19 protein-coding genes and 1 pseudogene are annotated in these 18,432 nt (G+C 75.0%); 15 read left to right on the top strand and 5 right to left on the bottom strand.

From position 1 onward, the window contains the following. A pseudogene (locus tag HGCM_RS18500) lies at positions 1 to 800 on the top strand (hypothetical protein); the annotation flags it as partial. A gap of 15 nt (positions 801 to 815) precedes the next feature. Here HGCM_RS18500 and HGCM_RS15170 read toward each other — a convergent pair. From HGCM_RS15170 to pgi, 4 genes are all read right to left on the bottom strand, one after another. Then, entirely contained in the window at positions 816 to 1,052 is a 237-nt protein-coding gene (locus HGCM_RS15170; RefSeq protein ID WP_019137667.1) for a hypothetical protein, read from the bottom strand. A gap of 71 nt (positions 1,053 to 1,123) precedes the next feature. Beyond that, positions 1,124 to 2,083, bottom strand: coding sequence for a DNA-3-methyladenine glycosylase family protein (locus HGCM_RS15165; protein WP_019137666.1), 960 nt, complete (start codon positions 2,081 to 2,083; stop codon positions 1,124 to 1,126). Between the two features lie 24 nt (positions 2,084 to 2,107). Further along, positions 2,108 to 2,479: an RNA-binding S4 domain-containing protein gene (locus tag HGCM_RS15160; RefSeq protein ID WP_019137665.1), complete on the bottom strand. Its 372-nt coding sequence runs from the start codon at positions 2,477 to 2,479 to the stop codon at positions 2,108 to 2,110. 15 nt (positions 2,480 to 2,494) lie between these two features. After that, positions 2,495 to 4,177, bottom strand: coding sequence for a glucose-6-phosphate isomerase (gene pgi / locus HGCM_RS15155; protein WP_019137664.1), 1,683 nt, complete (start codon positions 4,175 to 4,177; stop codon positions 2,495 to 2,497). Positions 4,178 to 4,345: 168 nt separating this feature from the next. Between pgi and HGCM_RS15150 the strand changes: the two genes are divergently transcribed. From HGCM_RS15150 to HGCM_RS15105, 10 genes are all read left to right on the top strand, one after another. Then, on the top strand, positions 4,346 to 4,648 hold the full coding sequence (locus tag HGCM_RS15150; protein ID WP_019137663.1) for a hypothetical protein: 303 nt from the start codon (positions 4,346 to 4,348) through the stop codon (positions 4,646 to 4,648). Then, complete coding sequence (locus tag HGCM_RS15145; protein ID WP_019137662.1) at positions 4,645 to 5,535, top strand: PfkB family carbohydrate kinase; 891 nt, start codon at positions 4,645 to 4,647, stop codon at positions 5,533 to 5,535. The genes HGCM_RS15150 and HGCM_RS15145 overlap by 4 nt, the downstream gene beginning before the upstream one ends. Before the next feature lie 155 nt (positions 5,536 to 5,690). Beyond that, positions 5,691 to 6,866: an ROK family transcriptional regulator gene (locus HGCM_RS15140; protein ID WP_370906338.1), complete on the top strand. Its 1,176-nt coding sequence runs from the start codon at positions 5,691 to 5,693 to the stop codon at positions 6,864 to 6,866. 86 nt (positions 6,867 to 6,952) lie between these two features. Continuing rightward, positions 6,953 to 8,284 (top strand): extracellular solute-binding protein, encoded by a 1,332-nt coding sequence (locus tag HGCM_RS15135; RefSeq protein ID WP_019137660.1) that lies wholly within the window; start codon positions 6,953 to 6,955, stop codon positions 8,282 to 8,284. A 163-nt stretch (positions 8,285 to 8,447) separates the two neighbouring features. Further along, positions 8,448 to 9,377 carry a carbohydrate ABC transporter permease gene (locus HGCM_RS15130; RefSeq protein ID WP_026075511.1) on the top strand — a complete coding sequence of 310 codons (930 nt, stop codon included), beginning with the start codon at positions 8,448 to 8,450 and terminating at the stop codon, positions 9,375 to 9,377. Further along, the gene (locus HGCM_RS15125; protein ID WP_019137658.1) at positions 9,374 to 10,291 is read left to right on the top strand and encodes a carbohydrate ABC transporter permease; all 918 of its coding nucleotides are present in this window, start codon (positions 9,374 to 9,376) and stop codon (positions 10,289 to 10,291) included. Before HGCM_RS15130 ends, HGCM_RS15125 begins: the two co-directional genes overlap by 4 nt. A 1-nt stretch (position 10,292) precedes the next feature. Next, complete coding sequence (locus HGCM_RS15120; RefSeq protein WP_019137657.1) at positions 10,293 to 11,354, top strand: ROK family protein; 1,062 nt, start codon at positions 10,293 to 10,295, stop codon at positions 11,352 to 11,354. Then, positions 11,354 to 12,136: a glucosamine-6-phosphate deaminase gene (gene nagB, locus HGCM_RS15115; protein WP_019137656.1), complete on the top strand. Its 783-nt coding sequence runs from the start codon at positions 11,354 to 11,356 to the stop codon at positions 12,134 to 12,136. The genes HGCM_RS15120 and nagB overlap by 1 nt, the downstream gene beginning before the upstream one ends. Before the next feature lie 62 nt (positions 12,137 to 12,198). Next, complete coding sequence (locus tag HGCM_RS15110; protein WP_019137655.1) at positions 12,199 to 12,579, top strand: DUF3039 domain-containing protein; 381 nt, start codon at positions 12,199 to 12,201, stop codon at positions 12,577 to 12,579. After that, a complete protein-coding gene (locus HGCM_RS15105; protein ID WP_019137654.1) occupies positions 12,576 to 14,411 on the top strand; it encodes a DEAD/DEAH box helicase in 1,836 nt (611 codons plus the stop codon). Before HGCM_RS15110 ends, HGCM_RS15105 begins: the two co-directional genes overlap by 4 nt. Positions 14,412 to 14,435: 24 nt before the next feature. Here HGCM_RS15105 and HGCM_RS15100 read toward each other — a convergent pair whose 3' ends face one another. Then, the gene (locus HGCM_RS15100; RefSeq protein WP_019137653.1) at positions 14,436 to 15,791 is read right to left on the bottom strand and encodes a nicotinate phosphoribosyltransferase; all 1,356 of its coding nucleotides are present in this window, start codon (positions 15,789 to 15,791) and stop codon (positions 14,436 to 14,438) included. 61 nt (positions 15,792 to 15,852) lie between these two features. Here HGCM_RS15100 and clpS point away from each other — a divergent pair, with 61 nt between their 5' ends. Genes clpS through HGCM_RS15080 form a run of 4 tightly spaced genes read left to right on the top strand, consistent with a single transcriptional unit; the run spans position 15,853 to position 18,401 of the window. Continuing rightward, entirely contained in the window at positions 15,853 to 16,146 is a 294-nt protein-coding gene (gene clpS, locus HGCM_RS15095; protein ID WP_019137652.1) for an ATP-dependent Clp protease adapter ClpS, read from the top strand. Further along, positions 16,146 to 16,787: a DUF2017 family protein gene (locus tag HGCM_RS15090; RefSeq protein WP_019137651.1), complete on the top strand. Its 642-nt coding sequence runs from the start codon at positions 16,146 to 16,148 to the stop codon at positions 16,785 to 16,787. Before clpS ends, HGCM_RS15090 begins: the two co-directional genes overlap by 1 nt. A gap of 10 nt (positions 16,788 to 16,797) precedes the next feature. Beyond that, positions 16,798 to 17,613, top strand: a complete 816-nt coding sequence (murI, locus tag HGCM_RS15085) for a glutamate racemase (RefSeq protein ID WP_019137650.1) — start codon at positions 16,798 to 16,800, stop codon at positions 17,611 to 17,613. Next, positions 17,610 to 18,401: an MBL fold metallo-hydrolase gene (locus HGCM_RS15080; RefSeq protein WP_019137649.1), complete on the top strand. Its 792-nt coding sequence runs from the start codon at positions 17,610 to 17,612 to the stop codon at positions 18,399 to 18,401. Before murI ends, HGCM_RS15080 begins: the two co-directional genes overlap by 4 nt. The last annotated feature ends 31 nt before the right edge of the window (positions 18,402 to 18,432 follow it).

Below are 18,432 nucleotides of genomic sequence, written 5' to 3'. Positions count from 1 at the left end.
CCGCCTGGCCCGGCCCCGACGTGCGCCCCTCGCCGACGTGGCGGCCGCACGAGCGGCGCTACCGCGTGCCCGTGTGGCGGCGCGGCTGGGTGTTCGCGCTGGAGGCGGCCGCGGTCATGGTCGTGGTCGGCGCGATCTCGAAGGCGACGGAGGGCGCGCCGGACCCCGGGTGGTCGCTGCCTGTCGAGGGGTCGCCCGCGGCCACGGCCCCGGCGCAGCCCGGCGGTGGGGCCGACGACCTCGCGGGCCCCTACGACACGCAGTTCGGGCGCTTCGACCCCGTGACCGTCGAGGGGTCGGGGGACGACGTCGTCCCGGTCCCGGCCGGCGCGAGCGCGGGGCTGGTCGTGGCGAGCTACGCCGGTGGCGGGACGTTCCGCGTGCAGCCGCTCGACGGCTCGGGGGCGAAGGCGGGCAAGGCCCTGGTCGCGTCCTCGGGGGCCTACTCCGGGACGACGGCGTACGGCCTGCGCGCCGACCGCCCCGACGCCCTGCGGGTCAGCGCCGAGGGTGACTGGGTCGTCACGCTCGTGCCCGTCTCCGGGGCGGCGCACGTGGGCGGCGGCGGCGCCGCGCTGTCCGGGACAGGGGACACGGTCGTCCTCTACGACGGCCCGCAGGGGCACCTCGCGTACATCCACGACGACCCGAGCCCGTTCTCGGTCGTGCAGTACGGCGGCAAGGCGCCGCTCACGCTCGTCGACGGCGAGGGCGCGATGTCGGACACGGCCCCGATCGACACGGGCCCGTCGGTGGTCGTCGTCCGGACGACGGGGACCTGGCGTCTCGCCCAGCTCTAGGCGAGGGGCCTGGCGTCAGGAGCCCTGACGGTCCTCCAGCGCGGGCAGGATCGTCGTCGGCAGCGCGAAGGCCAGGCCGATCGCGAGGATGCCGCCGGTGAAGGTCCACGGGGCCGCGTCGCCGACGTCGAAGGAGATCGCCAGCAGGGCGAGGCCACCCAGGAACAGCACGAAGGCGAAGAACGTCGCGACCGCGGTGCCGGCCGCCTCGACCGAGTCCTCGTCGCGGGACTCGACGACAGGCTGGCTCATGGGTTCCTCCCGGGTGCGTGCAGCCCCGCCTGGAGTGCGGGGACGTCCGGGGACGACGCTACCCGACCCGCTCAGCGCAGGGGCACCGCACGCGGCGAGCGCGGCGCCCGTCGCGGGGGTGTCGCGGTCAGGGCGACGAGCCGCACGACGCGGTGGCGCTGCCCCCGCCACGGCTCGAGCAGCTCGAGCATGCGGGCGTCGTCGGCACGCTCGCCCGTGAGCGCCCACCCGACGATCGACGGCAGGTGGTAGTCCCCGACGGGCACCGCGTCGGTGTCGCCGTGGGCGCGGCTCGTGATCTCCGCGCACGTCCAGGCGCCGATGCCGCGCACGGACGTGAGCCGGCGGCGCGCCTCGACGACGGGCAGCGACAGCGTCGCCTCCAGGCGGCCGGCGACCTGCGCGGCCCGGCGCACGGTGTCGGACCGGGCTCCCTCGACCCCCGCCCGGCGCCACTCCCAGTCCGGCAGGTCACGCCACACCTCGGCGGCGGGCGGCACGACGAGGCGCACGGGGCCCGGCGCGGGCTCGCCGTGGCGGGCGACGAGCCGCCGCCAGGAGGCCTTCGCGTCGAGGCCGACGACGCGCTGCTCGAGCACGCCGGGGACCAGCGCCCCGAGGACGTCGGCCGACCGGGGCACGCGCAGCCCGGGGTGCCGGTGGTGCGCCGCGGCCACGACCGGGTGCAGGGACGCGTCCAGCTCGCCGTCGTCCCGGCAGCCCAGCAGCTCGGGGACCGCCTCGACGGCCCACGACGCGCCGGGCCCCCACGCGGCGACGTCGACCTCGCCCCGGCGCTGCTGCAGCCGCGTCGTCGCCGGGCCGTGCGGGGTCCGGTGGGCCCGCCAGAGCGCGCCGTCGGGGCCGTCCGCCCACGTGGGGTCGCCCCGGCCGCGCCGCAGCGGTGCGACGGTGAGCCTCAGGTCGAGCGCGTGCCGCGGCCGGTAGGTGTCCAGCAGAGGGCCGTCCTGCCCGTTGCGCTGCGCGGCCGCGCCGGGCGCGCGGTCGAGGGCAGGGGCGTCGGCGGGCACCCCTCCAGTGTGCGCCCTGCGCGGTCAGCGCCCGCGCAGGCGCTCGATCATCCGGCGGTCGCGCTTGGTCGGCCGGCCGGCCCCGCGGTCGCGCAGCGCAGCGACGGCCACCTGGTCGCGCGGCGGCGGGGCGGGGGAGCGGTCGAGATAGCACTCCACCGCCACCGCGGCACCCACCCGCTTGACGACCGTGCGGCGCACCTCGACGATCCGCTCACGGGCCCCGCCGCGGACGTGGACCTCGTCCCCGGGCACGACGATCGTCGCCGGCTTGGCGCGCTCGCCGTTCACCCGGACGTGCCCCGCCCGGCACGCGGCGCCGGCCGCCGAGCGCGTGGGGAACAGCCGCACGGCCCAGCACCATGCGTCCACCCGCGCCCGGACGACCTCGGCCACGTCCTGCCCCCGTCCTCAGTCGCGCAGGCGCAGGTACGTCGCGATGAGCTCGCGGGTCGAGGCGTCCTGGGCCTCCAGCGCCGCGGAGTCCCCGGCGACCGCGGGCGCGATCTCCAGCGCGAGCTTCTTGCCCAGCTCGACGCCCCACTGGTCGAACGAGTCGATGCCCCAGACGACGCCCTGGACGAACGTGATGTGCTCGTACAGCGCGATGAGCTGCCCGAGCACCGACGGCGTGAGCGCCGGGGCGAGGACCGACGTGGTCGGCCGGTTCCCGGAGAACACGCGCGCGGGCACGATCTCCTCGGCCGTGCCCTCGGCGCGCACCTCGTCGGCGGTCTTGCCGAACGCGAGCGCCTTGGTCTGCGCGAAGAAGTTCGCGAGGAACAGCCCGTGCACGTCCGTGTCGCCGTCGCGCAGCGGGTGGGCCGGGTTGGCGACCGCGATGAAGTCGGCCGGGATGAGCCGCGTGCCCTGGTGGATGAGCTGGTAGAAGGCGTGCTGGCCGTTGGTGCCCGGCTCGCCCCAGAACACCTCGCCGGTGAGCGTCGTGACGGGCGTGCCATCCCACCGCACGGACTTGCCGTTCGACTCCATCGTCAGCTGCTGCAGGTACGCCGGGAACCGGTGCAGGTACTGCGCGTACGGCAGCACCGCGTGCGTGTGCGCGCCGAGGAAGTTCACGTACCACACGTTGAGCAGGCCCATGAGGACGGGCACGTTGCGCTCGAACGGCGTCGTCGCCACGTGCTCGTCGACCGCGTGGAAGCCCGCGAGGAAGTCGGCGAACGCGTCCGGGCCGATCGCGATCGCGACCGAGGTGCCGATGGCGGAGTCGACCGAGTACCGGCCGCCGACCCAGTCCCAGAAGCCGAACGCGTTCGCCGGGTCGATGCCGAACTCCGCCACCTTGTCGAGCGCCGTCGAGACGGCGACGAAGTGCTTCGCGACCGCCGCGGTGCGCGCCTCGTCGTCGTCCGCCAGGTGGCCGGCGGCCGCGAGCCGCTCCCAGAGCCACGCGCGGGCCAGCCGGGCGTTCGTCAGCGTCTCGAGCGTCGTGAAGGTCTTCGACGCGACGATGAACAGGGTCGTCGTCGGGTCGAGGTCCTTCACCGTCTCGGCCAGGTCCGTCGGGTCGATGTTCGAGACGAACCGCACCTCCAGGCCGTCCTGGACGTACGGCTTGAGCGCCTCGTACACCATGACCGGGCCGAGGTCCGAGCCGCCGATGCCGATGTTGACGACCGTCGCGACGCGCTCGCCCGTGACGCCCGTCCACTCGCCCGAGCGCACCTGCTCGGCGAACTCGTAGACCCGGTGCAGCACCTCCTGCACGTCGTCGTCGACCTGCTGGCCGTCCACGACGAGCGCGGGCTCGGCGTCGGCCGGGCGCCGCAGCGCGGTGTGCAGCACGGAGCGGTTCTCCGTGACGTTGATCCGCTCGCCCCGCAGCATCGCCTGGAACCGGTCCGCCACGCCCACCTCGTGCGCGAGCCGCACCAGCAGCTCCAGCGTCTCGTCGGTGACGAGGTTCTTCGACAGGTCCACGTGCAGGTCGGCGAGCGGGAACGTCAGGCGCCGCGCGCGCTCGGGGTCGGCGGCGAACCAGCCGCGCAGGTCGGGGGTGAACGTCGACTCGTGCTCGCTCAGCGCCTGCCAGGCGCCGGTGGTGGTCGGGTCGATCGGCTGCGTGGACACTCGGGTTCCCTCTCTGACGGGCAAGGCTGCCGGGGCGGCGCCGGGGGGACCGGCACGCGGCGGACGGCACGACGGGCCGAGGTCCAACCTAGTGCCGCACCGTGGGGCCCTCCACGGGACGGAGGTCGCCCCGCGACCGCGCGCGCCGCGCCGTCCTAGGGTGGCGGCGTGCGCCGACTTCCCACCGCCGTCCCCGCCGCCGCGACCCTCGTCGCCGGCTTCGCCGTCGCCCAGGTCACGGGCGTGCGCCCCCTCGGCGGGGCCGTCCTGGTGGCCGGCGCCGCGGCGTGCGCGTGGCGCGCGCGGGACGCCGGACCCGTGCGGGTCGGCGGGGTCCTCCTCGTGGCGGCGGGGTGCTTCGTGGCGTCGCACGTGCTCGCGCGCGAGACGGCGCTCGGCCCGTGGCCGTCCGTCGCGGTCGCGGCCGCCGCGCTGGGCGGCGCCACGTGGCTGCTCGTGGACCGTCGGTGAGCGCACGCCTGGTGTGCGCGGGCCTGGCCACGCTCGACGTGGTGCAGGTGGTGGACGCGCTGCCCGGGCCGGACGAGAAGGTCGTCGCGCGCAGCGCGAGCGTCGCGTTCGGCGGTCCGGCCGCCAACGCCGCGGCGACCGCCGTGGCGCTCGGCGTCCCCACCGTCCTCGTCACGGCGCTCGGCACGGGACCGGTCGCCGACGCGGTCCGCTCGGGCCTCGCCGGGCGGGGTGTCGAGGTCGTGGACCTGCTCGAGGGGCTGCCGGGGTCGCCCGCCGTCTCGACGGTGCTCGTCACCCGGGCCACGGGCGAGCGCTCGGTGGTCTCGGTCAACGCCACCGGCGTCGCACGCCTGGACGACGCGGCGGCCGCCGTCGCCGAGGACGTCCTGCGGGGCGCCGACGCGCTCCTGCTGGACGGCCACCACCTCGCGGCCGCCGTCGCGCTGGCCCGGGCCGCCCGGTCCGGGGGAGTGCCGGTGCTCCTCGACGGCGGCAGCTGGAAGCCCGGGCTCGAGGAGCTCCTCGCGCTCGTCGACCACGCGGTGCTGTCGGCGGACTTCCGCGCCCCGGACCCCGGTCACGTGCTCGACGCCGTGGCCGCGTGGGGAGCGGCCACCGTGGCGCGCTCGTCCGGGGCGGGCCCGGTCGAGTGGCGCTCCGCCGACGGGGACCGGGGTCTCGTCCGTCCGCCGGCGGTGGCCGCCGGGGACGTGGTCGACACGCTGGGCGCGGGCGACGTGCTGCACGGCGCGTTCGCCGCCGAGGTCGCCCGCGGAGCGGACGTGCCCACCGCTCTCGGGCGCGCGGTGCAGGTGGCGACGCGGTCCGTGCGGCACGCGGGGGCGCTCGGCTGGGTGGACGCCGTGGCCGCCGACGGACGCTGAGAGGACGCTGACCACGGCCCCGCTGCGCCGGTCGGGGGACGCAGGAGGCCGGCTGCGCGGGGTCGTGCGTCGTTCGTGTGAACGCACGGTCACGATGTGATCACGGTCACGACAGGTGGTTGACTTCCATTAGTAAGGAAGCTCTACTAACAAACGTGACGACGGCAGGAGCGCCCGTGAGCTCGGGTGCACGACGGATCGGACGGGCGCTGCGGCCCACGGTCAAGGCGCTGCCCGAGCACGCCCGCGCGCACAACCGCTCGATGGTGCTCGCGACCCTCTTCCACGACGGCAACAGCTCACGCGCCGACATCGCGCGCAGCACCGGCCTCACGCGGGTGACCGTCTCCGACCTGGTGTCCGACCTCATCGCGGAGGGGCTCGTCACCGAGCTCGGCGTGAAGGTCGAGGGCAAGGTCGGCAAGCCCGCGACGCTCGTCGGGCTCGACGCGAAGGCCTTCGAGATCGTCGCCCTCGACCTCACCGACGACTCCGAGCTCGTCGGGGCCGTCCTCACGATGCACGGCGAGCTCGTCACGCGCCGCACGGCGCCGCTCGAGGGCCGGCGCGGCGACGACGTGGTGGAGCTCCTCGTGGCGCTCGCCGCCGACCTCGTCGACGCCGCGGCCAGCCCGGTGCTCGGCGTGGGCATCGCCTCGCCGGGCGTCATCGACCAGGACGGCCGTGTCGTGCAGGCGCCGAACCTCGGCTGGTACGACCTTCCCCTCGCGACGCTCCTCACGGAGCGGCTCGGCGTGCCCGTGCACGTCGCGAACGACGCGAACACTCGCGCGCTGGGGGAGTTCACCTACGGCGAGGCGGCCGGCAGCGGCTCGATGGTCGTCACCATCGGGCAGGGCGTGGGCGCCGGCATCGTCGTCGACGGGGCGCTCGTCGTCGGCAAGCACCACGCCGCGGGTGAGATCGGCCACGTCACCGTCCTCGACGACGAGTCCGCCCAGGAGCCCGGCGCGTGCGCCTGCGGCCGGCGCGGCTGCCTCGAGACGGTGCTCAGCGTCCCGGCCCTGCGCGCACGCGTCGCGGGCCTCGACCCCCAGGATTCCGACGCTGCTCTGGCGTCGGTCGGACGGTTGCTGGGCATCGCCCTGGCACCCGTCGTGTCCGCGCTGGACCTCGGCGAGATCCTGCTCTCCGGCCCCCGGGAGCTGCTGGACGGACCTCTGCTCGAGGCGGCGCTCGACGCCGTCCGTGCCCGGACCATGCCCGTCATCGGGCAGGGCCTGACGCTACGGATGGGTTCGCTCGACGAGGACGGGGTGCTGACCGGTGCAGCAGTCCTCGTCCTGTCAGGCCAGCTCGGAGTCACGTGACGACCCCGAGCCGGCCCCTTGCAGGTCGGAATCACCCCCGGCGACCGCCGTCCGGCGCTCGCCTCGCTCACGGGAGGAACCCCAACGTGAAGATCCTACGTTTCGCAGCGCTCGGCGCGGTGGCGGCTCTCGCCCTCGCGGCGTGCGGCACGGACACCCCGGCCGACAACGAGTCGCCCTCCGCGGGCGGCACGCCGGAGCCGGCCACGATCAAGCTGTGGCTCAACGGCACCGACACGCCGCAGGAGCTGCGCGACTACCTGACGACGACGTTCGCGTCGGAGAACCCCGGCTCGAAGCTCGTCATCGAGCAGCAGGACTGGAGCGGTCTGGTCCCGCGCCTGCAGACGGCCCTCGCGTCCGAGGACCAGACGCCGGACGTCGTGGAGATCGGCAACACGCAGGCCCCCACGTTCACGTGGGCCGGCGCGTTCGCCGACATCACGGACCTCTACCCGGCGCTCGGCGGCGAGAAGCTCCTCCAGGGCTTCGTCGACGCCGGCACGGCCGACGGCAAGATCTACGCGGTGCCCTACTACTCGGGTGCTCGCGCGGTCTTCTACAACAAGGACGTGTTCAAGGACGCCGGCGTCGAGGTCCCGACGACCCTCGCCGAGTTCAACGACGCTGCGAAGAAGCTCACGACCGACAAGGTCTCGGGCCTGTGGCTGCCGGGCCAGGACTGGTACTCCGGCGCGTCGTGGCTGTTCACCAACGGTGGTGACTTCGCCGTGCAGGAGGGCGACCAGTGGAAGGGCGCGCTCTCGAGCGACGCCTCGGTCGCCGGCCTGACGCAGGTCCAGGACCTGTTCACGAACGCGACGAACGCCCCCGCCGACTCCGACTCGGCCGAGCCGTGGGTGCCGTTCAACAACGGCGAGGCGGCGATGTTCTACGCGCCGACGTGGGCCCGCTGGTCGATCAACATCAAGGAGTGCGACGAGAAGGTCGCGGCGGACGACCAGTCCGACGAGGCCACCGAGAAGCGCACCAAGCAGCAGGCCTGCAACGAGGAGCACACCGGGATCTTCCCGCTCCCCGGCAACTCGGCCGACGAGGTCGCGACGGCGTTCGCCGGCGGCTCGAACCTCGCGGTCGCCGCGAAGTCGAAGCACCCGGAGCTGGCCAAGAACCTGCTGAAGATCATCTTCTCGGCCGACTTCCAGAACCAGCTCGGCTCGAAGGGCCTGATCCCGGGCAACTCGGAGTACACCGCCTCCGTCGGTGACGACGTGTACGCCCAGGCCGCCGTCAAGGCCGCCCTGGCCGCCAAGCTCACGCCGGCCGCCGAGAACTGGGCGACCGTCGAGGGCGACCGCGTGCTGGAGGACTTCTTCCAGCAGCTCGCCACCGGCCAGGACGTCAAGACCGCGGCCACCGCTGCCGACCAGCGGATCGCGGACATCCTGAACGGCTGACCCACCCGGGTCGGTGGTCGGCCGGTCCCCGGACCGGCCGACCACCGCCCAGGCGTCGACAGGCCCGGTGCCGCAGGAGCACCGTGGCGACGACCACCTGAACGACCAGGTGCGTCCGGGCCCCGCAGGGCCGGCGCGCGCCGCCAGACTGGAGCCCACCCCCATGGCAGCCTCTGCCCCCACCGCCCCGGCACGGCCGCCGGTGCGCCGCCGGCGCCCTCGCCTCGGCGCGTACGGCCTGCTGCTGCCGGCGAGCATCGTCATCGGCGTCGCGCTCGGCTACCCGCTCGTGCGCCAGTTCGTGCTCTCCTTCCAGGAGTTCGGCCTCAAGCAGCAGTTCGGCGCGCCGCCGGAGTGGGTCGGTCTCCAGAACTACACCGACCTGCTGACCGACTCCTACGTCTGGACGGTGATCGCCCGGTCGATCGCGTTCTGCCTCGTCAACGCCGCGCTCACGATGCTCGTCGGCGTCGCGCTGGCCGTGCTCATGGAGCGTGTGGCGCGAGGCGCCCGCATGACGCTGCAGGTCGCGCTGCTCCTCGCGTGGGGCACGCCGGTCCTGGCGTCCATGACCGTCTGGCAGTGGCTGTTCGACACGCAGTACGGCGTCATCAACTGGACCCTGGTGCACGTGTTCGGGCTCGACCAGTTCGACCGGCACTCGTGGATCGTCCAGCCGCTGTCCTTCTACCTCGTCGCCACCGTGATCGTCGTGTGGATGTCGGTGCCGTTCGTCGCGTTCTCCGTCTACGCGGGCCTGCTCCAGGTGCCGGCCGAGACGATGGAGGCGGCGCAGCTCGACGGCGCGTCGCCGCGGCAGCGGTTCTGGAACATCACCATGCCGATGATCCGGCCGGTGCTCACGATCGTCCTGCTGCTGCAGGTGATCTGGGACCTCAAGGTGTTCACGCAGATCTACACGCTCCAACGAGCGGGCGCGCCGACGCGCGAGACGAACCTGCTCGGCACCCTCATCTACTCGATGTCCAAGGACTTCGGCCAGGCCGGCGCCCTTGCGACGATCATGCTCGTCATCACGCTCGCCCTCACCGGGTTCTACATCCGCAAGATGCTGAAGGAGGACGAGCTGTGAGCACCCTCGCCGCCCCGCGCGACCGGAGCACGTCCGCCCGTCCGGCCCGCGTGCAGGCCACCGCCTCGACCGAGTCGGGTCGCTCCCAGGGCACGCTGTCGCGCCGGCTCCTGAGCGTGCTCGCGGTCGTCGTCGCGATCCTCTGGGTCTTCCCGATCTACTGGATGGTCAACAGCGCCTTCCAGCCCCTGAGCGCGCTGCAGGCGCCCGACCCGGCCTGGTTCCCCGTCGACGGGACCATCTCGAACGTGCGCCAGGTCATCAACGACGGCACGTTCTGGGACGCGATGCGCGTCTCGCTGTCGGTCGTCGTGATCGTCCTGATCGCGGCGCTCGTGTTCGCCTTCTTCGCCGCGCTGGCCGTCAGCCGCTTCCGGTTCCGGGGGCGCAAGTCGTTCATCCTCACGATCCTCGTCGTGCAGATGATCCCCGCCGAGGGGCTCTTCATCTCCCAGTACGCCGTGCTCGACAGCTGGGGCCTCGTCAACCGCGCCGCGGGCCTCGCGCTGGTGTACACCGCGGCGATCCTGCCCTTCACGATCTGGATGCTGCGCGGGTTCGTCGCCGGCGTGCCGATCGAGCTGGAGGAGGCCGCGATGGTGGACGGCCTGTCCCGCACCGGCGCGTTCTTCCGGATCACCTTCCCGCTGCTCGCCCCCGGGCTGGTCGCGTCCGGCGTGTACGGCTTCCTGCAGGCGTGGAACGAGTACACCCTCGCCCTCGTCGTCATGACGGAGCCGGCGCAGCGGACGCTGCCGCTGTGGCTGCAGGGGCTGCTCGAGGCCAACCGCGCCACCGACTGGGGCGTCGTGATGGCGGGCTCGGCGATCATCGCGATCCCGGTGATCATCTTCTTCCTGTTCGTGCAGGGGAAGATGACCTCGGGACTGGTGTCCGGAGCGGTGAAGGGCTGACGTGGACGAGCAGACACTGGCGCCCCCGCAGCGGGCGCACGGCCACGTGCTGCCCGCGGGCCCTCCCGACGGCCACGGCGAGGCGTCGGCGGCCACGGTCGGCACGGCCTCCGCGGTCCGCTCCGGCTGGAGCGTCGGCCTCGACGTCGGCGGCACGAAGGTGCACGGCGTGCTGCTCGACCCGGCCGGGGTCGTGCGGCACGAGACGCGGTCCGCGACCGTCCGGGGCGTCGACGGGGTCGTCGGCGGCGTCGTCGACGCCGTGCACGCGCTCGCGCTGGCCGGGGGCGTGGACGTCGTCGACCTGGCGGGCATCGGCATCGGCCTGCCCGGCGTCGTCGACCACGTCGACGGCACGGTCGAGCACGCGGTGAACCTCGGGGTGGACGGCCGCGCGGCGCTGGCGCCGCTCGTCGCGGCGCGGCTCGGCGCGCCCGTGGACGTGCGCCTCGAGAACGACGTCAACGTCGCGGCCGTCGGTGCCGCCCACCTGCTCGCCCCCGGCGAGCTGCCGGACCTCGCGTTCCTCGCGCTCGGCACGGGGCTGGCCGCAGGGCTGCTGCTGGACGGTCGGCTGCGGCGCGGGTCCGGCGGCGCCGCGGGCGAGATCGGGCACCTCACGTACGTGCCCGGCGGCCGGCCCTGCAACTGCGGGCAGCTCGGCTGCCTCGAGCAGTACGCCTCGGGCTCGGCGCTCGACGCGGCGTGGCCCGGACCGCACGAGCGTCCGGCGCCGGTCGAGGTCTTCGCGGCCGCGGCGGCCGGCGACCCTCGCGCGGTGCGCGTGCGCGACGAGTTCGCGGGCGCGGTGGCGACGGCGGTGCGCCTGCTGGTGCTCACGTGCGACGTGCGGCGCGTCGTCGTCGGCGGCGGGGTCAGCGGCGTCGGGACGCCGCTGCTCGACGCCGTGCGGGAGGTCCTCCGGGCCGGGGCCCTCTCCTCGCCGTTCCTCGCCTCGATGGCGCTGGAGGAGCGGGTCACCCTGGCGCCCGCGGGCGCACCGGTCGGCGCCGTCGGCGCCGCCGTGGTCGGGCGCGACGGCGCCCTGAGCGGAGGTCGTTGATGGAGGTCGTGATCGCTCCCGCCGAGGAGCTCGCCGGCGTGGCCGCCCAGGCTGTCGCGGGCCTGCTGCGCTCGATGCCGGACGCCGTGCTGGGCCTGGCCACGGGCTCCAGCCCGCTCAAGGTGTACGACGAGCTGGTGCGTCTGCACGAGCAGGAGGGCCTCTCGTTCGCGCGGGCGCGCGCGTTCATGCTCGACGAGTACGTCGGCCTGCCCGCCGAGCACCCGCAGCGGTACCGCAACGTCATCCAGACCGAGCTGGTGGGCCGGGTCGACTTCGCCGCCGACGCCGTGCGCGGCCCCGACGGCCTGGCCGACGACATCACCGCGGCCTGCGCGGAGTACGAGGCCGCGATCGCCGAGGCGGGGGGCGTCGACCTGCAGATCCTCGGCATCGGCACGGACGGGCACGTCGCGTTCAACGAGCCCGGCTCGTCGCTCGCGTCGCGGACCCGGATCAAGACGCTGACGGCGCAGACCCGCCAGGACAACGCGCGGTTCTTCGACGACGACGTGGACGCCGTGCCGCGGCACGTGCTGACCCAGGGCCTCGCGACCATCATGTCCGCCCGGCACCTGGTGCTCGTGGCGACGGGCCGGCAGAAGGCCGAGGCCGTGCACCAGCTCGTCGAGGGGCCGGTCAGCGCGATGTGGCCCGGCACCGTCCTGCAGCACCACCCGCACGTGACCGTCCTCGTCGACGACGCGGCCGCGTCGCGCCTGCAGCTCGCCGACTACTACCGCGAGACCTACGCGTCGAAGCCGGGCTGGCAGGGCCTGTGACCGTGCGGCCGGGCGGTGGTCGCCGCCCGGCCGTGTCGGGGCCGCGACGTAGACTTCCGCGCATGAGCGAGCCCTCCTTCCCCGGCACCGGACCAGACGACCCGTTCCGGCCGGACCAGGGCGGCGCGACCTCGGTGCTCGAGCGGCCGGAGACCACCGAGCAGGTCGAGCCGGGGGACCACGAGCGCTTCGCGCACTACGTGCGCAAGGAGAAGATCCTCGAGTCCGCGATGAGCGGCAAGCCCGTGATCGCCCTGTGCGGCAAGGTGTGGGTCCCCGGCCGCGACCCGAGCAAGTTCCCGGTGTGCCCGGTGTGCAAGGAGATCTACGAGGGCCTGCGTGAGCCGCAGGACGGCGAGGGCTCCGGTGCGGAGGGCGGCGGCTCGGGGTCCGGTGGCGGACGGCGCTGGGGCTTCGGCCGCGGCTCCGGCAGCGGTTCGTGAGCGGCGGCACGCGCCCGTCCGTCTCCGCCTCGTCCGACCCGACGCACGCCTCGTCGTCGGCTGCCTCCCACCTGCCCCCGGCCTTCCCGGCCCGGGCGCCGTGGGGGACGGCCGGCAAGCTGCGCGCGTGGCAGGCCGAGGCGCTCGAGGCGTATCGCGAGCGCCAGCCGCGCGACTTCCTCGCGGTCGCGACGCCGGGCGCCGGCAAGACGACGTTCGCGCTGCGCATCGCGACCGAGCTGCTCGAGGCCCGGGTCGTGCGCCGGGTGACCGTCGTCGCGCCGACCGAGCACCTCAAGCGCCAGTGGGCGGACGCCGCGGCGCGGGTGGGCATCCGGCTCGACCCGAGCTTCAGCAACGCCCAGGGCCGGCACGGGCACGGCTTCGACGGCGTCGCGGTCACGTACGCGCAGGTGGCGAGCAAGCCGGCGCTCCACGCGGCGCGCACGACGGCGGCCCCCACACTGGTGATCCTCGACGAGGTGCACCACGGCGGTGACGCCCTCTCGTGGGGCGACGCGGTCCGGGAGGCGTTCGAGGGCGCCGCGCGGCGGCTCAGCCTCACCGGCACGCCGTTCCGCTCGGACACGGCGGCGATCCCGTTCGTCCAGTACGCGCCCGACCGCGACGGCGTGCGGCGCAGCGTCGCCGACTACACCTACGGCTACGGCGACGCCCTGCGCGACCACGTCGTGCGGCCCGTCCTGTTCCTGTCCTACAGCGGCTCGATGCGCTGGCGCACGCGCGCCGGTGACGAGGTCAGCGCCCGGCTGGGCGACCCGCTGACGAAGGACGTCACCGCGCAGGCCTGGCGCACGGCGCTCGACCCGGAGGGCGAGTGGATCCCGAGCGTCCTCGCCGCGGCGGACCGCCGCCTGACGGAGGTGCGCCGCTCGGTGCCCGACGCGGGCGCGATGATCATCGCGACCGACCAGACGGACGCCCGCGCCTACGCGGGGCACCTCGCCCGGCTCACCGGCGAGTCGCCGACCGTGGTCCTCTCCGACGACTCCGGCGCGGGCGACAAGATCGACGCGTTCTCCGCGGGTGACTCCCGGTGGCTGGTCGCCGTCCGGATGGTCTCGGAGGGCGTCGACGTGCCGCGGCTCGCGGTCGGCGTCTACGCGACGAGCACGGCGACGCCGCTGTTCTTCGCGCAGGCCGTCGGCCGGTTCGTCCGTGCCCGGCGCCGCGGCGAGACGGCGTCGGTGTTCCTGCCCAGCGTCCCGCAGCTGCTCGCCCTCGCGGGCAGCCTCGAGCTCGAGCGGGACCACGCGCTCGACCGGCCGCGCACGGCGGAGGAGGACGGGGCGGGCTTCGACCCGGAGGCCGCCCTCCTCGAGGAGGCGAACCGCGAGCGCTCGGGCCCGGACGCCGTGGGTCCGGACGGCCTGGAGGGGGCGTTCCAGGCCCTCGAGGCGCAGGCCACGTTCGACCGGGTGCTGTTCGACGGGGGCGAGTTCGGGACGGGCGCGGAGGTCGGCTCGGACGAGGAGCTCGACTTCCTCGGCCTGCCGGGGCTGCTGGAGCCGGACCAGGTCGCCACGCTGCTGCGGCAGCGCCAGGCGGACCAGCTCAGCGGCCGGCGGTCGCGTGGGGCCAGCGGGCCCGACGAGGCGACGCGCGAGTTCGACCACCGCCGGCAGGCGGAGCTGCGCAAGGAGCTCTCCCAGCTCGTCGGGGCATGGTCGCGTCGCTCCGGTCAGCCGCACGGGTCGGTGCACGCGGAGCTGCGGCGTCGCTGCGGCGGCCCCGAGGTCGCGCTCGCCGACCCCGACCAGCTCGCGTCGCGCGTCGCGATGGTGCGCGGCTGGTTCGTCGGCAAGCGCTGACCGGCCCGCCCGGCGCCGGTCGGGTCAGCCGAGGCGGAGCGTGGTCGTCGCGAGGGCGGGCTCGTCGGCCGACAGCCGGCGGGCCCCGCGCGGCAGCTCGGCACGCGACTCGCGGTGCCGCTCGCGGGCCGCGGCCACCCCGGCGGCACCCGTCCACCGCTCGTCGACGACGCCGTCGGTGACGAGCGGGACGAGCAGCGGCCGCAGGGCGTCGTCGTCGGGCGCCCAGCCGCGCACCGCCTCCTCGGGGCCCGTGACGACCACCTCCTCGACGGCGCGTCCGTCGGCGCCCAGCCGCCGCGCCGCCGACTTGCGGCCGCCGACGCTCGTCTTCGCGCTCGAGCGCTTCTCGACGGGCACCATCGCGCCGTCCGCGCCCTCGCGCGCGACCAGCTTGTAGACCATGCCGCAGGTCGGCGCGCCCGAGCCGGTGACGAGCGAGGTCCCGACGCCGTACGAGTCGACCGGAGCGGCGGCGAGCGCGGCGATGGCGTACTCGTCGAGGTCCGACGTGACGGTGATCCGGGTGCCGTGCGCGCCGGCCTCGTCGAGCTGGTGGCGGACCTCGGAGGCGAGCACCCCCAGGTCGCCGGAGTCCAGGCGCACCGCCCCGAGCCCGGTGCCGGCGACCTCCAGCGCCAGGCGCACGCCCTCGCGCACGTCGTAGGTGTCGACCAGGAGCGTCGTCCCGCTGCCGAGGGCCGCGACCTGGCTCTCGAACGCGGAGCGCTCGTCGTCGTGCAGCAGCGTGAACGCGTGGGCCGCCGTCCCGATCGTCGGCAGGCCGTACCGCCGCCCCGCCTCGAGGTTCGACGTCCCGGCGAAGCCCGCGACGACCGCGGCCCGCGCGGCCGCCACCGCGGCGTCCTCGTGCGTGCGGCGCGCGCCCATCTCCAGGCACGGCCGGTCGACGGCGGCGCTCGTCATGCGGGACGCGGCCGACGCGATGGCGGAGTCGAAGTTGAGGATCGAGAGCACCACGGTCTCGAGCAGCACCGCCTCGGCGAACGTGCCCTCGACGACGAGGACGGGGGACTGGGGGAAGAACACCTCGCCCTCCGCGTACCCGTGGACGGTGCCCGTGAAGCGGTAGTCGGCGAGCCAGCCCAGCGTGGCGTCGTCCACGACGCCGGCGGCGGCCAGCCAGTCCAGCTCGTCCTGCTCGAAGCGGAACCGCGTGAGCTCCTCCAGCACGCGCCCCTGGCCTGCGACGACCCCGTAGCGCCGCCCGGCCGGCAGGCGTCGGGTGAACACCTCGAACACGCAGCGGCGGTCGGCGGTGCCGTCCGCCAGCGCCGCCTGGAGCATCGTGAGCTCGTAGCGGTCCGTCAGCAGCGACGTCGTGGTGTCGGGCAGCGTCGTGCCGGGCGTGCTCGTCATGACTCGCACGCTAGGGCCCCGGCGGGCGACCGGCCAGGTCAGGGCGCCTACAGTGAGTGCCGTGCCCGTGCTCACCGCCCCGTCGGAGGTCGCCGAGGCCGCGAGCGACGCCGCGACCGACGACCCGTGGGTGACGATCGTCTGGAACGACCCCGTGAACCTCATGACGTACGTGACGTACGTCTTCGAGACCTACTTCGGCCACCCGCAGGACGTGGCGCACCGGCTCATGCTGCAGGTCCACCAGGAGGGGCGGGCCGTGGTCTCGACGGGCACGCGAGAGGCCATGGAGGTCGACGTGGAGGCGATGCACGGGTTCGGGCTCTGGGCCACCCTGCAGCGCAGCGGGCAGTGATGCGCCGCTTCCGCGCACGCCGGCGCGGGTTCGTCGCCCGGATCGGCGAGGCCGAGCGGACCGTGTTCGCCGCCGCGGCGGCCGACGTCGCGCAGCTGCTGGGCGCGGAGCGGTTCGAGGACGGCGGGGCGCAGGCAGCGGGCGAGGACGCCGCGGCACTGCGGTTCCGGACGAGCGACATCGAGCCGCCCGACGACCCCGCGGTGCGACGCCTGCTGCCGGACGCGTCGCGCGACGACCCGACGGTCGCGGCCGAGTTCCGCCGGCTGACCGAGGACGACGTGCGCGCCCGCAAGGTCGCCGGGCTGGCGACGTGGTGGCGCGCGCTCGTCGACGTTGACGAGCGGCACCCGGACCGCGTGGTCGTGCGCCGCGAGGACGCGCGGGCGGTCGCCGCGGCCCTCAGCGACGTGCGGCTGGTGCTCGCCGACCGACTCGGCATCCAGCAGGAGGACGACGCCGAGCGGCTGCTCACCGAGCTGCAGCTGGCCTCGCCCGAGGAGCCGCTGGTGGCGGCCCGGCTCTACCTCGTCTCGGCCTACGACGCTCTGTCCTGGCTGCAGGAGTCGCTCGTCCTCGTCATGCTCGAGGAGGCGCGCGCGGCGGGCGAGCGGCGCGAGCCGCACGCCGACGAGGGCTAGGCTCGGCCGCGTGAACGACGCCCCCATCGGGATCTTCGACTCCGGGGTCGGTGGTCTCACGGTCGCCCGCTCGATCCTCGACCAGCTGCCGCACGAGTCGACGCTGTACATCGGCGACACCCTCAACACCCCGTACGGCCCCAAGCCGCTCGCCGCGGTCCGCGCGCACGCGCTCGAGGTGACGGACGACCTCGTCGACGCGGGGGTGAAGCTGCTGGTCATCGCGTGCAACTCCGCCTCGGCGGCCATGCTGCGCGACGCGCGCGAGCGCTACACCCTGCGCCGCGGCATCCCGGTGGTCGAGGTGATCCTGCCCGCCGCCCGCCGCGCGGTCGCCGTGAGCCGCACCGGCCGGATCGGCGTCATCGGCACGAAGGCGACGATCCAGTCCCGCGCGTACGACGACGCGTTCGCCGTGGCGCGGGGCGTCTCGCTCGTGTCGCAGGCGTGCCCGCGGTTCGTCGAGCTCGTCGAGGCCGGCGTGACGTCGGGGCCCGAGGTGCTCTCGGTCGCGCACGAGTACCTCGACCCGGTGCGGGAGGCGGGCGTCGACTCGCTGGTCCTGGGCTGCACGCACTACCCGCTGCTCACGGGCGCGATCTCCTATGTCATGGGCGACGACGTCACGCTCGTCTCCAGCGCGGAGGAGACCGCGCGCGACGTCTACCGCACGCTCGTCGAGCACGGCCTCGAGCGGGACCCCGCCGCGGGCCCGCCGACGCACCGGTTCCTCGCGACCGGCGACCCGGGCTCGTTCCAGAAGCTCGCGCGACGCTTCCTCGGGCCGGAGGTCGACGCGGTGGAGCCGCTGGGGGCGCTGCGGTGAGGCTCGTCGTCGTCGGCTGCGCGGGGTCCTTCGCGGGCCCCGACTCGGCCGCGTCGTCCTACCTCGTGCAGGCCGAGGACGAGACGGGCCGCACCTGGTCCGTCCTGCTCGACCTCGGCAACGGCGCGCTCGGGCCGCTGCAGCGCGTGGTCGACCCCGCGACGGTCGACGCCGTCGCGCTGTCCCACCTGCACGCGGACCACGTGGCGGACCTCGCCGGGCTCGACGTGGTCCGCCGGTACCGCCCCGCCGGGCCGTGCACCACGCCCGTGCCGCTGCACGGCCCGGAGGGGACCGCGGCCCGGCTCGCGCAGCTCAACGGCGACGAGGACACGAGCGCCGTCGCGGAGCAGTTCGACGTCCGCACCTGGCAGCCGGGCGTCGCCGTCCGGGTGGGACCCCTCGAGCTCGTGCCGGTGCCCGTCGAGCACCCCCTGCCCGCGTTCGGCGTGCGGGTCACCGGCCCCGCGGAGGACGACCCGGCGCGGCGCGTGACGCTCGCCTACACCGGCGACACCGACGAGTGCGGCGGGCTCGACGTGCTGGCGGCCGGCGTCGACCTGCTGCTCTCGGAGGCGGCGTTCGTCGAGGGCCGCGACGACGCGGTGCGGGGCGTGCACCTCACCGGTCGGCGCGCCGGCGAGGTGGCCGCCCGGGCGGCCGTGCGGCGGCTCGTCCTCACCCACCTCCCGGCCTGGAACGACCCGGCGGTGACCCGCGCCGAGGCCCGCGCGGTGTACGACGGTCCGCTCGACGTGGCGCGGGCGGGCGACGTCTTCGCGCTCTGAGGCCGCGGCGGGACGGCGGGGTCGCCCGGTT

This window comes from Cellulomonas massiliensis JC225 (assembly GCF_000312005.1).
In the GTDB taxonomy this organism is placed as follows: Bacteria; Actinomycetota; Actinomycetes; order Actinomycetales; family Cellulomonadaceae; genus Cellulomonas; species Cellulomonas massiliensis.
The sequence above is the reverse complement of the archived record's forward strand: the minus strand, read 5'-3'. Positions and strand labels throughout refer to the sequence as shown.